The organism is Candidatus Erwinia haradaeae, from assembly GCF_900698925.1.
GTDB classification, from domain to species: domain Bacteria; phylum Pseudomonadota; class Gammaproteobacteria; order Enterobacterales; family Enterobacteriaceae; genus Erwinia_E; species Erwinia_E haradaeae_I.
Genome location: NZ_LR217713.1, coordinates 557,169 through 577,339 on the forward strand (window position 1 = coordinate 557,169; position 20,171 = coordinate 577,339).

The following is a 20,171-nucleotide window of genomic DNA, read 5'->3' on the forward strand; positions in this document are numbered from 1 at the left end:
GAACTACCTCATGGATATTCGTAAACTTAAAAAATTAATTAAATTAGTTGAGGCGTCTGGTATTGCTGAGCTAGAGATATCTGATGGTGAAGAATCGGTTCGTATTAGCCGCGCACTTCGTCATTCTAATAACTCTCTATTACAGCAAATACACAAAGAATCAGGAACTAAAAAACCTAGTCTTACTGTAGGCTCAGACGTTCCATCTGAGGCGATTTTAGAAGCATCTTCTATTTCGAAGATTAGTGGCTATATTGTCCGATCTCCTATGGTTGGCACTGTTTACCGTAACCCAAGTCCTGATGAACAACCATTCGTAGAGGTAGGTCAATCAGTCAATATTGGTGATACTTTATGCATTGTTGAAGCCATGAAAATGATGAATCAGATTGAAGCTGAACAAGCTGGTATCGTAAAAGTAATTCTAGTTGAAAGTGGTCAGCCTGTTGAATTTGATGAACCACTGTTTGTCATCGAATAGCGAGAGTAACCATGTTGGACAAAATTATCATTGCTAATCGTGGTGAAATTGCACTACGTATTTTACGCGCTTGCAAAGAGCTGGGTATTAAAACAGTTGCAGTGCATTCTACAGTTGATCGAGACTTGCAACATGTTCTATTAGCAGATGAAACTGTATGTATAGGCCCGCCGCAACCCGTAAAAAGCTACTTAAACATTCCAGCACTTATTTCCGCTGCAGAAATTACTGGTGCTGTAGCTATTCATCCTGGATACGGTTTCTTATCTGAAAATGCAGATTTTGCTGAACAAATGGAACGTTCAGGGTTTATCTTTATTGGGCCAAAGGCTGATACAATTCGCCTAATGGGTGATAAAGTATCAGCAATTGCAGTGATGAAGAAAGCAGGTGTTCCTACAGTGCCTGGATCTGATGGGCCATTGACTGAAAATATGGATGAAAATCGGGCCTTTGCTGAACGCATTGGCTACCCTGTAATGATTAAAGCCTCTGGAGGTGGAGGCGGCCGCGGCATGCGAGTCGTTCGTTCTGATAAAGACTTAGAACAATTAATTAATATAACGAAAACAGAATCTAAAGCAGCTTTCAATAATGAAACAGTCTATATGGAAAAGTATCTGGAGAACCCTCGTCATATTGAGATTCAGGTATTAGCAGATGACCATGGCAATGCTATTTACCTCGCCGAACGAGATTGTTCAATGCAGCGTCGTCACCAAAAAATCGTAGAGGAAGCTCCTGCTCCAGGTATTACTGAGACAATGCGACGCTATATAGGGAATCGCTGTTCAAAAGCCTGTATTGATATTGGTTATCGTGGTGCAGGTACTTTTGAATTTCTTTATGAAAATGGTCAATTCTATTTTATTGAAATGAATACTCGTATTCAGGTTGAACATCCAGTTACTGAAATGATTACCGGTATTGATTTGATAAAAGAACAACTATGTATTGCTTCTGGTCACCCTCTATCAATTAAAGAGGATGAGGTGATTGTCCGTGGTCATGCAGTAGAGTGTCGTATTAATGCCGAGGACCCATTTACTTGTATACCAAGTCCTGGGAAAATTACCCGATTTCACGCACCTGGTGGTTTTGGAGTTCGATGGGAATCGCATGTTTACTCAGGTTATAGCGTTCCTCTCTATTATGATTCAATGATAGGAAAGCTAATTACTTTTGGAGAAAATCGTAATGTAGCTATTGCGCGCATGCAAAATGCTTTAAATGAGTTAATTATTGATGGCATTAAAACTAATATCACATTGCAAATGAATATTATGTCAGATAAAAATTTTCAGATTGGCAGTACTAATATTCATTATTTAGAAAAAAAACTTGGTCTAGAAGAGCTTTAACTTAGTCTTTGTCTACTTTAGTAGAAAAAGTATATGATCAATCATTGGAATAAATTTTTTTCTTTTTTCTTTGAAAGTAATCTTTAATAAATCAATATATTTATTTTGGGATAAGATTATTTTTTTTTAAAACCAAAAAATATGATATAATAATAAAACTATTTCTCAGATATTATTAATATAATTGATTTTATTTCACTTAATAATTCTTACATATTTGAGTGAAGATGTTTAGTATATTTATGCAATACAAAGGACAATATTGTTTATGTCTAAACTGTAATTAAAGATGAAATTGTATCCTATTTTCTATTCGGAATTATTAATTCAAGATTACGAAAGAGAGAATAAGAGCTAATTGACATCCAAGAGAGATGTTTTTTATTTACTTAGTCTTGTAAATTGACTCAAAAATTGCTTTTTAATCACCAGGTGCTATTTACAACTATATTCAGACTTATTGTATTTATATATAACAGTATTTCAAATGAAAAAGAAAGATCTGTTATCTTTCAACAAAAAGGGATGTCCATAGATCAAATATTTAATATTTATTTAATTATATAGTATATATATACTTCTAGTAAGAAAGAAGTTTTTATAAACTAAAATATGAGAATAGACAACTGAGAATTTATCTGTACATGTCTGTAATTACTATATGAGTAATATACAATTAATATTGAATCGTCGTATTATATAAAAATAATGAGAACTCATTAGATAAATATATTATAACATATGCAATAATATCTAATAAATGGATCATTGCAACCACCTATTATAAAAAATAAATATTATTGCATATTTTATGTATTAATAAATATCATTCATAATTAATTTTTAAGTGTAAAACAATTAGTTTGATTACTATACTAATCAAAATATCAATTTGACTGAAAACAGTTTTTAAGAAAACTTTCTTTAAATAATAAGATTAAAAACATTTCTTTTAAGATGTTCATTGGTTCTTAACTAACAATCTATTTAAATAATATTATTATTATCTTTTATATATTATACGTTAATTTTTATTTTCATTATTAAAATAATCTTATATATCAATATTTTAATTGTATTAAAGATTTTTATTCTTCATATACTGACCTAATAAATACTTCTGTCAATTGGTACCATTACGAAGATGATACCATCCATATACTAGATATTTATCTAGTAGAATTTTTACATAATAATGTCAATCTTCATATGCTAATAACTAACTAGGTATCGATTTATAGATTTTATAATACTAGTCTATTATTGATTAACAAATCAAGATTATTTTACCTTGATAAAATAAATCATAAACGATTTAAAAGAATCCTGATATAATTTTTTTCATCCAAACATGGAAATAGATCTATCGTATATTAGAAGATCCAAATAAAAAGCTATTTTAGCTTAAAATAAAAAAAATTAAATCATAATATAAGTCAAAATTAACTTATAAGACATGTAGAAGGTTATCTTCTAGCCTAACGGTTGGAGTTAGGTAGGTCAGAAATATAAGTATAAGAACTAAAAAATCAAATTATATTGAATACTTCAGATAAACTTTTTAGAAATAAACAGAATGTAAAACTACTCTCTCCTCTATTTAGAGAGGATGTATTTTTCTAACCTATAATCTGTCAATACTGCGTGTTTATGAAAAATTTAAATATGATATTATAGATCGAAATCTATTCTATATGGCTGGGGTGCAGGGATTCGAACCCCGGAATGCTGGCATCAGAAACCAGAGCCTTGCCACTTGGCGACACCCCAGTAAATTTGGTAGCTACTACAGGAATTGAACCTGTGACCCCAGCATTATGAGTGCTGTGCTCTAACCATCTGAGCTAAGTAGCCGGTATATACTTTATTGTTATATACAGTAGTTCTTCTGCATCTGACTGGGGTACCTGGATTCGAACCAGGGAATGCCGGTATCAAAAACCGGTGCCTTACCTCTTGGCGATACCCCATTCTTATTTTTCTTATCACCTAATATTATGGTGCGGGAGACGAGACTCGAACTCGTAGACTTTTAAAGTGCCAGAACCTAAATCTGGTGCGTTTACCTATTTCGCCACTCCCGCCTTCATAAGGTGTATTGAATTCTTAATATCGATATTTATAACTTAATCATTTTATTGTTTTAAATAAATTATCATTCATTATTCTAATATATATTATATCATATATATCTGTTATTTATTCGTCAACTAATTTTTCTTTTATGGTAAAAACGAGATTTTATATACAGTATAAAATTAAATCTAAAAAGATAGTTTTTGCATATAGCCATTTTTTGTTAACTATAGTATTCCAATACTAAGCTGCATACATTATCTTAATATATAAATATAATATCTAAAGATTATATATAGATATGACTTACCTATATTAATCAATTTATTCTTTTAAATGTATTTTCTCTATAATAAAAATTATAGAGCATTCAAATAATAAGAAATTATTTTCTTTTTATTTGAATGCTCTGTCAACAATCTTAAAATAAATTATCTAAATCTTAGAGTAAATGATATTTATTCTATTATCATATAAAAATCGTTGATCAAGTTAATTATGGTTTATTAACTATATCGATGGTGGTTGAATGAAAATTCTTAGATCAGACTTTATACTACCAATATCATCAACTTAATTATTTTCTCTTACTATAAGTATAATTATAAGATAATTTTATAGATACCTAATTTAACTCAAAAATAATTATAACATAGAAGCTTTGATTAAGTATATCTGTCTTTATTAAGTTTAGCTAGAAAATTAAGATAACTACAGTGATGAGCATTTGATGCGTCTATTTGTGTAATACAAAATATCCTTTAGTAATTATAATGATTCTTCTCTCATCTGAACGTGAGTTTTTCATTTATATTTTATCATCCATTAAACGGGATGCGTTCTCTCTTACCCATGAAAGAGCTCTTTCTTAATTTATTCTATGTAATATTTAGTATTAAAAGTTTTTTCTCAATATACTTATTGTCTATTTACGGTATTCTATTAAATTCATTTTGATAATTAATGTAAGAAGTTTATTAAAAAATATTAAATTTATATTTTTTTAATTTATATAAATACAAGAAATACTATTATCAACGAATGTCATGAAGTAGAAGAACTACCTAAATAAAACTAATTTTGATTGTTACTCAACAATATCTAATTTCACTTAATTATTTAAACTTATCTAATTATCATATACATAGTTATCATTTTTCTATTAGAAAAATCCGAGTATTTTCGCAAGAATTTAATTCAGATATCCTTTGATATATCACTTTAAATCATAAAATAAATTTTTTATTCAAGAAAAATATAAACCATAAGAATAACTATAATAATTTTTATTAAAAAATAATTTTGATTAAAATTAATTCCATCTTTAATAATGCAACGATTGATTGTATCAAGAAATATGTTAAATTTTAGACGAATCTATTCTATATAATAATATATTTTTATATTATATACTCATAAAAGATATTAAATTCTATCACTCATTTTATCAAAGAAATAACTTATGATATGCTAGATATAATTTTGTAAAAATTAATTTTAGTAACAACTAAAAGACCGAGTATCTACTATTTCTTTTGGATCTCATTTAAAGAGAATAGCCATTCAATATAAAAAATAATATTTTTTAAAAAAATTAAACCATGAATTCATAAAAAATATTTTCTATCATTTATATCTTTATAATTGCACTTTGATATAAATATAAAATAATTAAATTCTATTATTTTCAATTTTTTTATTTAATCTCCACCCCTTGCTCTTGCATATCAGCAAGGTATGAAGATCGAACAAAAGGCCCAGAAGCTACGTGAGTAAAGCCCATGTTTATAGCTATTTTTTTCATTTTTGCAAATTCATCTGGACTTACATAACGCTGAACAGATAAATGATTGCGACTCGGTTGTAAATATTGTCCCAACGTCAACATGGTAACACCATGCTGACGAAGGCAGCTCATTACCTCTATTAACTCATTATTAGTTTCGCCCAATCCAAACATCAGGCCAGATTTAGTAGGAATATCTGGTTTTTCTTTTTTAAAGCTTGAAAGTAATTGAAGTGAAGAATGATAATTAGCTCCTGGGCGCACTATATGGTACATGCGCGGAACGTTTTCTAGATTATGGTTAAAAACATCTGGCGGAGTCTTTGTTAATATACTTAGCGCTTTTTGTCTGCATCCACGAAAATCAGGTACTAAAATTTCAATTTTAATATATGGATTTTTATCACGAATGGCACTAATACAGTTTGCAAAATGCTGAGCTCCTCCATCATGTAGATCATCACGATCAACTGAAGTCATTACTACATATCGCAAGCCAAGCGTATTAACAATCTTTGCTAATTTATTTGGCTCATCACGGTCAAGAGCTAAAGGTCTCCCTTTGTCTATATTACAAAAAGGACAACGACGAGTGCATACAGAACCAAGAATCATGAAAGTAGCCGTACCGCGGTGAAAACATTCTGATAAATTAGGACAAGCAGCTTCTTCACATACAGAATAAAGATTTTGATTTCGTATAACTTCTTTTATATGTTGAATCTTTCTAGAATCAGAAGAAAATTTAATTTTAATCCACTCTGGCTTAGGTAAAAAACCTGTTGAATTTATCATTCTAGTATTATCTTTAGTTTCTTCCATTACCTCTTGATCATTATTTTTTGTATATATGTTTGTTATATGAACTTCACTCATTAATTGTGCCTAGCAAATATAGTATATGTAGAAAGCTATTTAGAATTCATAGATACAACTGTATTGTTCTTGATCAATAAATAATTTTTAAAATATTTATTTAAATAAATCCCATATTTTCAGTTCATGGAACATTGATAAAAGAATTATTTGCATAACTTAAAACATAGTATTTATCATCTCTCCATGTATCATCGAGTACAGATAGGATCAAGCTAATTTAACTTATTATTATTTTAATCTTAAATACACTTCAAAAGATCATCTTATGCTCATTATCATACCGTAAATTCGTTTATTAACAAGAGCTAATAATATTTCATGTCCGTTTTAATAATCTTCTTCGCTAATTCTTACGATTACAGATCTGAATAATGATTTCGAAAGCCCCTATTTCTTCACGATATGATATTTAATAAAATCTCTATTATTGAGGATTAAGAAATGATTTAATATAGAAATACACACCGACTACATATAATTTTCTAAACTTTAGTGATGACATCTACCATATTATATTACTATCTTATCAATCTGCATAAAAGTTTAAAATATTATACCATTAATTGATCTATGATCAATTGATATATTATGTCTAGAACTTCAAGTGGATAGAGATAAAGTTTCTATCCAAGAATAGATTTTTTCTCATAAGATCAAATTAAATTGAATTTAATATTATACCCTTCTTTGATTGTCAGGGACTGTGATAAATCATATTTCTGAATATATATCCAATCTTATTTAATATAAGAGTAACACTAAAACATGATATATTTAAAAAATACAAATGATAAAATTAATATATAAACCTATTTTCTCTATAACATCGTAGAAAAATAGTAATTTTTATAACCATTATAATATGGTAGGAGATATTGATTTTTCTATTAAACATAATATTTAAAATAAATCTAAAAATTGTTATACAAAACATATGGATTTATTAAATATTTCATCATTTTAACTAGTTTTTTCATATGAGCAGATTTCATTTTCTTCTATCCAGTGTATTTGAGAGATAGATAATTGACGTGCAAAATTATATATTAATATTGGTTGCACGTCGGTTAATGTTACACTGTTTTTATGTTCTTGTAACTGAGTCATTTTCAATCCTACATACCCACAAGGATTAATATGAAGAAATGGAGTTAGATCCATATTTACATTGAGGGATAAACCATGATATGAACATCCCTTTCGTATACGCAATCCTAGAGAACCAATTTTTTTGTCATCTACATAAACGCCAGGTGCTCTCGATTGAGTATGAGAAACTACAGAAAAAAAAGTTAATGTATCAATTATTGTTTTCTCAATACAATCAATGAGTTGACGCGTGGTAATGGAACGTCGCTTCAGATCAATCATTACGTACATAATCTGTTGACCTGGACCATGGTAGGTCAACTGACCACCCCGATCACTCTGCATTACTGGAATTTGATTTAATATGAATATATTCTTGATCTTTCCTGATTGCCCTTGGGTAAATACTGGGGGGTGCTCTACCAACCAAACTTCGTCAAGTGTCTTTTGGCTTCGCTGATTTGTAAACTGACACATAGCCTGTACTACAGTGTTCCAAGGGCGTAACCCAAGCTTTCGAACCATCAAAGAATCTAAAGATGAAACAATCATTCTTATTAAAATCCGCAATTATATAAATAAATATAAAATGTACTGTTGTGGAATCTAGTGCAACTATTCTCTGAATAACTAAAAGACCATGCGAACATTGTTTATATCACTTAAATCATTATATAAACTCTCTACTTCGTGAATATTTTTGACTATAATCGTAATAGAAATAGAACAATATTTTCTTCTACAGCTATAAAGCACTGTTGGAGAGTAATCTCCAGGCACATGGTATTGTGCTACTTCAATCACTTGATTGATAAAATTGATCTTTGGTATTCCTATGATTTTATAAGTCATGGATGCTGGAAATACAAGAAGATCAACAAGTTTAGTATTCAAGTTATACTCCGATAATCATATATCAATTCTCCCAAAAAACCATTGTTTTACGAAAGTACTATATTATTGATCTTATAAATAGGCAACACAGAAAGAATAATTTAAACTCAACAGCTTATTATGTATACATAATTGAGACAATATATCTCTGATATACTATATAATATACAGCTCTTAAATATAAACACATTGCAATTACATTACTTTTCTCCGATATAGCTCTTATCCAATTTATGATTTCGTTATTTTTATATTTTCTATATTAATCTCACTTGTAAATTCGTATGTCAATTTTAATTGTATAGAACCCACACCTCGAAAAAATATAACCTTATGATATAAATAAATACTGTCTGTTAGAATCTTACCAAGATGCACTTAAAACTGAATTCAATATATAATCTTTCAGTATCAAAATATATATGATTTCTACATTAGCGAAACGTACTATCAATCTTATATTCTCTATCTTCTCATGAAACTAATCTAGATCATCAAATCTATGAAAGTAATAAGTATGCATATATTATACGACTTAATAAAATTAAATATTATAAAAGTTTGATTTTATTACAATCCAAAACGATAATATATATTCATAAATATGCAAACATTTAACCAATAAATTTTGCATGACAGTGTTACCGTAGTATTTTACTGTTAAAATATTCTCTAAAATTTCTAATACTAAATCAGTATGAATTATATAAGTTGTAATTATTTTAAATCATAGCATAGATTGACTAACATGCATTATTCAGAATTTATCACGCTAGCTAATATTTAATAAAAAAGTGTTCTGTATCTTCACCACCTAAGAAGAACAAGGGAATTGCTTGGTTGTCTTAATTCTTAAAATGATAACTATGATAAATAGAAATTAATTCCATCTTCTTTAATTTATTCTTGTGTGATCTTCTTGGCATTATGGTATAGATAAGATCTTTTCCTTTTTAAGTAAAAGATATATGATCATTAGGTATGCATAACATATTGTTCTGTAATTTTAATATGTAGAATTCGCACTCGTTGCTTAGATAGGTTCTGTGTGATATTATCATCATAATATACAAACTATTTTTAGTCTTATTTTCTTCAATGACTAATGTGCTTTGATTCACCTCATATCTAAAATATAGAACACATCTAATCTAGATCAGATTATGAGATATATTTATTACTTTTTCACTATAATTATAAATATGCCTGTAATGTATCAGTACAGTTCTAAAATAGATAAGTATCATATATTAGACTTATCTTAATCTAATGTAATTTAGTAACCATTATAAATAGATAATCATGAGAATCAGATTCAAAAACATCCCTTTATTCTAAATTTAATTTAGACTAAGCATTATTTGCGTATTTATCTCCCAACCAGCGGTTACGCAAAGAAATCGTGCGATTAAATACTAATTTATTTGACATAGAATAAATACTATCCAAACAAAAATAGCCCTCTCTTTCAAACTGATAAGAGAGAGATACCTGCGCAGTCTTCAAGCTAAGTTCAACAAATCCTTCTTGAATAACAAGAGAATTTGGATTAAAACTCATACAAAGATTCTCATCTTTCAATGGATTTGAACAAATAAACAGTTTTTCATATAATCGGAATTCTGCAGGTAAGCTATATTTCGCTGATACCCAGTGAATTACTCCTTTTACTGTCCGTCCATCATGTGGTTTTTTATTGAGGGTTTTTAGATCACACGAACAATACAGACAGATAATATTCCCCTCATTATCCTTTTCTAATTTCTCAGCTTTAATAATGTAAGCATTACGTAAACGGACTTCTTCTCCCAAAATAAGACGCTTGTAGTTTTTTATCTTGTTTTCTAAAAAATCTGATTTATCAATATAGATTTCATTCGTAAAAGGTACTTCTCGGATACCCATTGAAGGTTTATTTGGATGGTATTGCATATAAATAATTTCTTCATAATCTTTAGGAAGATTTGTAATATGAATTAGAATTGGACGTAGAACGGCCATTGCTCGTAACGCATGTTCATTGAGATGTTCGCGAACACAGGATTCTAATGCTTCCATTTCAACCAAATTATCCTGTTTAGTAACACCGATGCGTCTGCAAAACTCCCGTATTGATTCTGGAGTGTATCCACGACGGCGCATGCCAGAAATAGTTGGCATGCGTGGATCATCCCATCCGTCTACAAGATTCTGAGTTACTAACAGCTGCAGTTGGCGTTTAGACATTACAGTATATTCAATATTTAAACGTGAAAACTCATATTGTTTTGGTCGTGTTGAAATACTAATATTGTCTAGAACCCAATTGTATAATCGACGATTATCTTGAAACTCCAAAGTACAGAGAGAATGTGTAATACCTTCAATGGCATCAGAAATACAATGGGCAAAATCATACATAGGATAAATACACCACTGATAGCCAGTTTGGTGATGCTCAACAAACTTAATTCGGTAAAGAACAGGATCACGCAAAACCATAAAACTAGAAGACATGTCAATTTTAGCACGAAGACATGCAGCGCCTTCAGGAAATTTACCCTTCCGCATATCAGAAAATAACCTTAAATTTTCTTCTACACCACGAGATCGATATGGACTATTGGTTCCTGCTAATCTTAACGTTCCACGATACTGTCGTATCAAATCAGGTGATAACTCATCAACATATGCTAATCCCTTTTTTATGAGTTCTATGGCGTAATTATGCTGTTCTTCAAAAAAATCTGAAGCATACCGAACATTACCATACCATTGAAAACCAAGCCATTGTACATCACGCTTAATAGAATCAATAAACTCTATATTCTCTTTAATTGGATTTGTGTCGTCAAAGCGCAAATTACATTGCCCTTGGTAGTCTTCAGCGATACCGAAATTTAAGCAAATAGACTTAGCATGACCAATATGTAGGTATCCATTCGGCTCAGGAGGAAATCGTGTGCGTATTAAATTATATTTACGGTTTACTAAATCTTCTTCAACAATCTGACGAATAAAGTTAGTCGGGGTAGTTGTTGACCTACTCATTCAGCTATCCTTACATATAAATAAAATAAAATGATGGTAACACTTTAAAAGTTTAATAAAAACATTAAAATTAACATAGAAGAAAAGTTATCTTATTATTAAATGAATCACATTATTTGAACGATAATTCATTTGAATACATAAGATTATCTTCTTGATAGAAGATAACATAATTAGTTCTATTTTATAGACCGTCAAGATCTCTCAGGCTTTTCTTTTCATGAAAAAAGAGATCATCTATTCTATTCATAAACTCAGAATTTGGATGAACACAATAGATCCCATAACTACCTTTAGTTCCATCAAGACCTCGTAAGAAAAGATATATAATACCTCCAAAATGCTGTTTATAATCATATTCCTTTATACAGCGACGCAGATGTCGGTGTAATGCTAAAGCATAAATCTGATACTGTATATCATAGCGCTGCACCTGCATTACTTCATGCATTGCCTGCTTTGTATACGCACTATTCGTATTTCCCAACCAATGAGATTTATAGTCTACTAGATAGTATTTATTTTCCCAGAAAAAAACTAAATCGATAGTTCCCTGTAAAATGCCTTTCCTCTTATAAAAAACTAGAGGAGGGCAAGTCGCGGATAATGGATCATTTTTAATAACGTTATTTAGCGCTTTAGCTGTTAACAGACGAGAGATTGGTAAATAAAACTGAAGTTCTGCCTGTCGCGCTGAGCGAGAAAGCTGGCTAAGACTGACTCCTGTTTCATTTAGAGGAGTATGTAAAATATTATTTATCCAATTGCACATGGCTTCTTGCCATTGATCACTTAGCCCTTGACATCTTAGTTGCCGTAATAACCATCGCTCATTTAGTGGTGTATCAAATTCTAATTTTTCTAATAATTTATGGAGAAAAACTCCTGATGAAGACCCACGCGGAAAAGTATGTGATGTAAAATCTAAGTCTACTATTTGTTTTTCTGCGTTTCTTTCTTCTTTCTTATTAAAAATAAAAGAACTATCAGGCAAGGCGTTAATCATCATAGTCTTTATATTCTGATTTTTTTTTTGAAGATCAGAGTAACTTGTCATTCGCCAGTCACTTGATATCAAACGTGACAATTTATGTCTACTCAAAAGAGACGTCTTAGGATCACATGCCTTATATTTTCTCCATATCTTACTTGTTATTACGCAGGATTCATCTAGTTCTATAAGATTGCTGTTTAATTCTTGTAGTTTTAAACGAAGACCTCTAGCATCAGAAGGTATTCCATGTTGAATAAGATAGCCTAACGCGCTACGATGTAAATCGCTCTTTCCTTGTTTTTTACGTCTACCCTTAAATATTGGTGTAATACCGATACTACAATGAAATATTGAACGCGTTAGCGCAACATAGAGTAAACGTAAATCTTCTGCTAATCTATTTTTTTCTTCTATCTCTTTATGGTGTAAATCTTCGGACACGTCAAGTGGTTGAATTAAAGATTGAACATTATGATAATAGTTATTTTTTAAAGCATAAAAATTGGAAGCGAAGGGTAGCCATACTAGTGGATATTGTAAACCTTTAGATTTATGAATAGTAGTGATCTGAATTAGATGGCCATCATGTTCTAAACGTAATTTCTGAACAGGTGTTTTACTATCAGGTTGTTCTAATTTCTCAACTAACCAACGTATTAATATCCTCTGACTATGTCTAGTGATAGAAGCTTCTTGTAAAATTTCACCTATATGTAGTAAATTAACTACACGTCTCTCTCCATTATCAGATTCTAATAAATTTTCATCTATTTGACGTTTTCTGATAAACAAATGTATCATGGAAAGGATACCATGATTTTTCCAATGCTTGTGATAGCAAATAAACTCCTCTACTACAGAACGCCAACCAATATCATTACCTTTTAATTCATCAATGGTTTCTGCATTAACATTAAATAAACTCGTAGCTAGTGAACTTAGAAGTAAAGATTTTTTCCAAGGATTGGATGCTGCTTGTAAAAAATATACTATTTCACGAGCTTCTAATGTTCTATAAATACTATCTTGGTTAGATAGGTATACTGATGGAATACTGAGCCTGTTTAACGCTTCTTTAATTATTGAGGCGTCATCGCGGTTACGCACCAATACTGTAATGTCCGAGGCTTTTATTGGTCTCTTTGTTTTCTTATTACCAATTAACATCTGACCTAGTGCTCCTTTATCGAGCCAATGTCTAATGCTTTCGGCGCATTTATCTGCCATAAACTGATGATAATCAACAATGCCTACTCCTTCACCGGGTTGAAGACAAAATGTGATCGCAGGGTGTATTTTACTTTGTATGCTACATTGTAAATCACGATTTGGAGGTGCAGACTTAACGCTGGTAAATGGTATCTCAGAAAAGAGAAATGGGTTTTTTTTTCGTAAAAATAACTGATTCACTGCTGCAATCATGGCTTCTGATGATCGCCAATTTGTGTCTAATGTATAGTGTGCATTAACTTCGGAACGCGCTTTTATATAGGTTAGTATATCAGCGCCTCGAAAGCTATAGATTGCCTGTTTAGGATCTCCTATCAATAATAATACAATATTAGGTTTTTCATGATATATAGTTCGAAAAATATGATATTGTTTTGGGTCAGTATCCTGAAATTCATCGATAATAACTGCTGGATACTGTTGGCGTACCATTCCAGATAATGTTTCTCCATTCTTTTTATGTAGAGCTTTATCTAATTCTTCTAGAAGATCATCAAATCCGATTTGTGCACACAGAGACTTTTTTTTCCTTAAAAAGGAATAAACTTCTTGTCTTGCATGGGAAGTTACGCATTGGCGTAAAGAGACAAAAGGTGGGCATGAAAGAAATATTTCAATTTGTTTAAAAATAGCATGATGTGGAGGGGGACCTTTTTTACTCTTATTTAATAAAATCTTCTGACTGAAATAGGATAACTCTTTTGGGAAAAAATAATCTATAGTTTGAGTTTGTGCCCATGAAGTAATTTTTCCTAACCAGAGATGAAGGTTTTTATAATTATAACTATGAGAATCAATTCCAGAGTTTGTCATTAATTCAAATAAATCATCTAAAGTAAGCCACTCCTTTTTTAGCTCTTGAATCTCTAAAATGATGTCCTCATGTCTTTGTGTAATAGATGTATTGGGCTCTAGTGATTGACAAGGTCGCAGGGTTTGTCTACACAACCAAGGTGATAATTCTTTAAAAAGCTGTTCTGGCCCCATCCATAGTTGTCGCACCACGCGAACTACTGAGAGTGGTAGTGGATAAAAAAATCTCCTCCAAAAATCAATTACTGCTTGACGTTGTATTGAGGTTTCATCAACCAGAAGTTCCTGCTGAAATAAAAAACCTATCTCAAAAGAATAAAGATGCAACATGCGTTTACAAAAACCATGAATAGTAAAAATAGAGGCTTGATGCATGTTTTTTTCAGCTATGAATAAAGTCGAAGCCGCATCAGATAGATTAGTCATCTGAGACATTAATTCTATGAAAAACGGGTTGATACTCTGGCCGCGTAAACAGGCAATACGTAATTCATATATATTACAGTAAATACGCCTACGAAGTTCTGCAGTTGCACTTTCAGTAAACGTGACTACTAAAATTTCTTGTACTGATAAAGGACGAACAAAATCTTCTTTCCTACCTAAACCCAGCAATAAGCGCAAATAAAGTAAACCAATAGTAAAAGTTTTTCCTGTGCCTGCTGAGGCTTCAATCAATCGTTCACCATGTAATGGAAGAGATAATGGTTGAAGATTAATAGGCATTATTTACCTCATATTAGTTCCTGATGTATTCAATGGTTTTTGTAGTATAACTACAATGGGTATATTCATAATTAATTTGCATGTTACATAGTATGTGTTGCACAGTCTTTTATGCGTTTTTAATTAAAACATCTTTATAATCTACAACAATCAAGCTCAAATTAACTTATCTCTATGTTTAATCTACAGATGTTATCTAATTTATCTATATGATATGCAATTATTGCATGTAAGAATCACTGGAGTGTACACATATACAAGATTCTATGTAGAAAATCATAAGACATTATGTTAGTAAGTCTATTTATAGACTAGTATAGAATTGCATATAAGGATAAATCATCAGTATCTCTCCTTACTGACTAAAAAGAAATAATATCCTTTAACGGCAACTAATACATGCCTTAATCTTTAATTTCCTCACGCATTCACGCTTAATTACTATGTCATATTTCATTTGTTTATTATAATAATAAAAAAGGATGTATTTATTCTTAACTCATTAATCACATATCAATTTTAGTCTATAAACTAGAACTCAGGTAAAGTATATTTATTGAGTCACTCAACGCGGAAAGAGGTTATCATCCTCTCAAATATATAAATAACTTGGTCGTAGATTGTCTAAATCATTGCTGCAAATAGATAATTAAAAGATATGTTGATAACCTCCTGTATAAGAAATTCTTCACTATATAAACTTAAAACATACTGTACTGAGTTATAGTTACATTTAACATTTCATGATATGAAGATATTTAGCGAAATAAGTTACAATAATCATTTTGCATCAAACTATGTCTCATCATCATCTATTAAGAATAATCATCAATTTTAATATAATCTCTACATCAAATATTAGACCAATATAAGATAATGATGGTGTTATTTTACTAAAAGTTGTTTCTTCCTTTTCTAAATTTCTACCCATGTAATAACTCATTTTTTTTACATAAACAATTAGGATTATTAATCACAGAAAAAGTATCTTCTAATATTCATTATATAGTTATATATGCCTCTCTGTACAGAGAGGCATATATCCTAAGTATAAAGAGATTTGAATATTATATTTCTGTTTATCTTATAAAATATTTAGATATTACTTTGATTATTATGATAATTTATGTAGTATAAAATCCTCTAAAAAAACCCAATTAATATGATTTATATCAATAGTGTTTTTCTGTATTATCTAGACCATTGTTATATTATTTGTATAGATTGGAGAATTATACTAATAATTTACAATAGTTTTAATATTATAGAAACAATCTAGTTTCGATATTTTATCGAATATCAGTAAATATTTATTTGAAATATACAGATATTTATTTTGTTGATGACAAAATCCAAATAAAAAAACATATTATCTATATCTCAAACATATCTTAACATCTCAAACATATCTCAAAATGACCTATAAAACTATAGAAACTAAATTATATGCAGAATTCAATCCTTTCTATCTTTTAATAAAAAATGAAAACCATTATCACCAGAATTATTCAGATTCAGGGAGTCATTTTAAAGTGATTATAGTTAGTCATATTTTTAATAACAAACATCGTATTGAACGACATCGGGCTATTTATTCTGTTCTCGCATTAGAGATAAAAAACAGCATTCATTCTTTATCTCTGAAAGCCTACACTCTAATAGAGTGGAATAATATTAACAATATTCATTTGATCTACGAAAATCCTAAATGCTTAAACTATAAATCATAAAGTATAAAGTAGTTTTACAATAAATGTTCTATATCTACAGAATATAAAAATATTCTACTGAATAGTAAGTATTACTAAAAAAATTAATATATCTTACAATCTTAATTATAATAATCACATTTAATTCTTACAGACATAATAATTTTGATCAATCACATTACTTGTTGGTACACATAAAAAATAATATATCAATAATTGATCCATGAATAATATTTCGTTAAATTAAAATCATTCTTAAAGTTATAAATGTTATTTATATGCTCGAAACTTATAGTGGATGGGTATAATAGAGATGTCGTAAAAATTTGATAATGCATCCACATATCTCGTATTAATATTTATTGAAACTTCTATGATATGGTGTTGACATTTTATAAATTAATTACGAATTTACCTTATTTCGAGAGCACAAGATATCTAAATTTATATTCTGATAAAACAAGATAATACCTTATATTTTTATAGAAAAACTTCCTATACATACTTATTAGCATCAAAATAATAATGCCTTAGATTAAATATAAATAGAATTAAGGTACGATAGAAAAGATTTAAGATATTTTTTATATCATTTAATAAAGTAGATCTATATCAAATTTTAATAAATCATATATAATTTCTAAAAACATATAATTTTATTTTATTTCAATGTATAAAATCACCTTGCATAATTATTTATTAAATTGGAAATCCCTACAACCTGATACGGAACATTTTGAGCATCTGGCTATGAAAAAAATAGTTATAAACTCAGATGTTTTTTGTACTGTGCAAGCCCGCCTCTATAATGGACTAAGTCTTTTCTTAAAAACCAAAGCTCAAGTACCATTAATAAGAATTAAAAGCCCTGATAACTCCGCTTATCTAACTTTTTTTAAAAAAATGCTAATTTCTATTATAAATCAAAAGAAAACAAAACCATCTAGATTCTATGAAGAATATTATGAAAAAGTTAATAACTGGCCGGGTGGGGAAGCAACACCATCCCAAAATACTCATATTGTAAATGACGAACGAATTTATCAGGCAGGTTGGATTGAGAACGAGGCACTGTTTGGGTGTGTTCGCATTCATCACTCTGAAATATCCCTGTCACCAGGTTTGGTGCATCAATCTAATGGCGGGGTACTGATTCTTTCTCTTCGCACCTTATTAGAACAACCATTCATGTGGAGACGACTTAAAAAAATACTAGTTAATCAGCGATATGAATGGAATACGCTTGATCATACCCGATCACTTCCTGTAGAAATCCCTTCTATACCAATGCATTTTCGACTTATTTTAGTTGGAGAAGAAGACGCACTAGCTGAATTTGAACACATAGATCCTGAGTTAACATATGCGTCACTATATTCTGAATTTGAAAATAATATTTATTTATCAGATGATATAGCATTTATTAACTGGAAAAGATGGGTCCAAAAAATTGCAGATAGTCTCACTTGTCCTGTTCTTTCTCCTGATTTTTGGCCAATTTTGATTCAAGAAGCCGTACGCTGGACTGGGGATCATAAAATATTACCTCTAAATTTAGAATGGATCAGATATCAGTTACAAGAGTCTGAGTTGTATTGTCAGGATGCGATAATCAAAGGAGAAGATCTTACAAACGCCCTGAATACTCGTTTATGGAGAGAAGGGTTTTTGTTAGAAAAAATGCTTCATGATATTGTACATAACCAAATTCATATTGAAACAGATGGTGAAAAAATTGGACAAATCAATGCTCTATCGGTGATAGAATGCCCAGGTCATCCTCGTATTTTTGGTGAACCTACACGTATTAGTTGTATAGTCCATTTTGGAGATAGAGGGTTGACGGATGTAGAACGTCAGGTAGAATTAGCTGGTAATCTTCATGCTAAAGGTATAATGATTCTAGAATCATGGCTTATGACAGAGCTAAAATTAGATCATACTATGCCATTTTCTTCTTCTTTAGTCTTTGAACAATCATATGAAGAAATTGATGGAGATAGTGCATCATTAGCGTCTTTATGCGCACTGATAAGCGCGTTGGCATTAAAACCAATTAATCAAAAGATTGCAGTAACAGGATCCATTGATCAACTAGGCCAGGTGCAATCTATAGGAAAAGTAAATGAGAAAATTGAAGGTTTTTTCCGACTTTGCAGAAAAAGAACTCTAAATGGAACTCAGGGAGTAATAATTCCTTCTTCTAACATACAAAACCTGTCATTACATCAAGAAGTTATTAATGCTGTGCGAAATGGTAAATTTTCTATATGGTCAGTATCTACTATCGATGAAGCTCTAATTCTTTTAACTGGGATAGAGTGGAAGAAAAACGGTAAACCGTGTTTATTGAGATCTATTCAAGATCGTATTACAAAGTCTTCCCAATATAACACAAGAGAATACATGTCACTTTTACGTTGGTTTAAGTGGTTAAAATAAGGCATCAAATATGTCTTATTACAGAATTAAAGAATAATACGTTTTATGATAAATATATGATTTTTATCAAAGAACAACTGCATACTTGATCAAAATGCAATCAACAAGGATTAATATAAAAACTAAATTATATTGTTTAGTTAATCTTCTCTGTTTAAGGTTAAGAGAATTAAATAGATATTAATGTATCATGAAATACATAGCTATATATTCTGAATAACTAGATCATCATTGGCATGCAGAACAGATTCCTGGAGAACCTCCAGAGAACATATATTATACAATATACAATAATTACTAATTAGTCTTAATATGGATGTTGAGAAAAGTATTAAATCTGGAGTTAAAACAACTTTATAGATAGATAAAAAATGATATTCGTTATTTATTTAAACACAAGGTCAATATGCATAACACGCCCATTAACATAAGTTAACAAAATAATCAATTGATCCTCTTGAAATTAAAAATCATGAAAGATGTTTTATTTGAACCTATGCTAGACCATTTAAAATCTATAGCGTAATCATTAAATAGCTAAAAATTAAGATGCAAAATACGTGTTACTAGTTAGTAAACATCTAATTTTACATTTTTCTTTAATTAAAGATACTGAACTTATCTAATTAAAACAATCTGATGAATTAGAAATTCCTAACAA

General features: G+C 29.9%; 9 protein-coding genes and 4 tRNA genes. 4 read left to right on the plus strand and 9 right to left on the minus strand.

Annotated features, from left to right (window positions below):
• The first annotated feature begins 10 nt into the window (after nucleotides 1-10).
• Together accB and accC are read left to right on the plus strand one after the other, a co-directional pair.
• Nucleotides 11-481 carry an acetyl-CoA carboxylase biotin carboxyl carrier protein gene (gene accB / locus HACICURV3402_RS01690; protein WP_157992623.1) on the plus strand — a complete coding sequence of 157 codons (471 nt, stop codon included), beginning with the start codon at nucleotides 11-13 and terminating at the stop codon, nucleotides 479-481.
• A gap of 11 nt (nucleotides 482-492) precedes the next feature.
• Nucleotides 493-1,842: an acetyl-CoA carboxylase biotin carboxylase subunit gene (accC, locus tag HACICURV3402_RS01695; RefSeq protein ID WP_157992624.1), complete on the plus strand. Its 1,350-nt coding sequence runs from the start codon at nucleotides 493-495 to the stop codon at nucleotides 1,840-1,842.
• A 1,695-nt stretch (nucleotides 1,843-3,537) separates the two neighbouring features.
• Here accC and HACICURV3402_RS01700 read toward each other — a convergent pair.
• From HACICURV3402_RS01700 to recB, 9 genes are all read right to left on the minus strand, one after another.
• Nucleotides 3,538-3,612 (minus strand) — tRNA-Gln (locus HACICURV3402_RS01700).
• A 7-nt stretch (nucleotides 3,613-3,619) separates the two neighbouring features.
• A tRNA-Met gene (locus HACICURV3402_RS01705) sits at nucleotides 3,620-3,696 on the minus strand.
• A gap of 44 nt (nucleotides 3,697-3,740) precedes the next feature.
• Nucleotides 3,741-3,812: transfer RNA gene (locus tag HACICURV3402_RS01710), tRNA-Gln, on the minus strand.
• A gap of 28 nt (nucleotides 3,813-3,840) precedes the next feature.
• A tRNA-Leu gene (locus HACICURV3402_RS01715) sits at nucleotides 3,841-3,926 on the minus strand.
• 1,688 nt (nucleotides 3,927-5,614) lie between these two features.
• Entirely contained in the window at nucleotides 5,615-6,526 is a 912-nt protein-coding gene (gene lipA, locus HACICURV3402_RS01720) for a lipoyl synthase (protein WP_408609277.1), read from the minus strand.
• 1,017 nt (nucleotides 6,527-7,543) lie between these two features.
• On the minus strand, nucleotides 7,544-8,224 hold the full coding sequence (lipB, locus tag HACICURV3402_RS01725) for a lipoyl(octanoyl) transferase LipB (RefSeq protein WP_157992626.1): 681 nt from the start codon (nucleotides 8,222-8,224) through the stop codon (nucleotides 7,544-7,546).
• A gap of 78 nt (nucleotides 8,225-8,302) precedes the next feature.
• Nucleotides 8,303-8,566 (minus strand): DUF493 family protein YbeD, encoded by a 264-nt coding sequence (ybeD, locus tag HACICURV3402_RS01730; protein ID WP_157992627.1) that lies wholly within the window; start codon nucleotides 8,564-8,566, stop codon nucleotides 8,303-8,305.
• A 1,350-nt stretch (nucleotides 8,567-9,916) separates the two neighbouring features.
• On the minus strand, nucleotides 9,917-11,596 hold the full coding sequence (glnS, locus tag HACICURV3402_RS01735) for a glutamine--tRNA ligase (RefSeq protein ID WP_157992628.1): 1,680 nt from the start codon (nucleotides 11,594-11,596) through the stop codon (nucleotides 9,917-9,919).
• Nucleotides 11,597-11,780: 184 nt separating this feature from the next.
• Complete coding sequence (recB, locus tag HACICURV3402_RS01740; protein ID WP_157992629.1) at nucleotides 11,781-15,359, minus strand: exodeoxyribonuclease V subunit beta; 3,579 nt, start codon at nucleotides 15,357-15,359, stop codon at nucleotides 11,781-11,783.
• A gap of 1,415 nt (nucleotides 15,360-16,774) precedes the next feature.
• Here recB and HACICURV3402_RS01745 point away from each other — a divergent pair.
• Together HACICURV3402_RS01745 and HACICURV3402_RS01750 are read left to right on the plus strand one after the other, a co-directional pair.
• On the plus strand, nucleotides 16,775-17,089 hold the full coding sequence (locus HACICURV3402_RS01745; RefSeq protein WP_157992630.1) for a BolA family protein: 315 nt from the start codon (nucleotides 16,775-16,777) through the stop codon (nucleotides 17,087-17,089).
• A gap of 648 nt (nucleotides 17,090-17,737) precedes the next feature.
• Nucleotides 17,738-19,510 (plus strand): AAA family ATPase, encoded by a 1,773-nt coding sequence (locus HACICURV3402_RS01750; protein ID WP_157992631.1) that lies wholly within the window; start codon nucleotides 17,738-17,740, stop codon nucleotides 19,508-19,510.
• The last annotated feature ends 661 nt before the right edge of the window (nucleotides 19,511-20,171 follow it).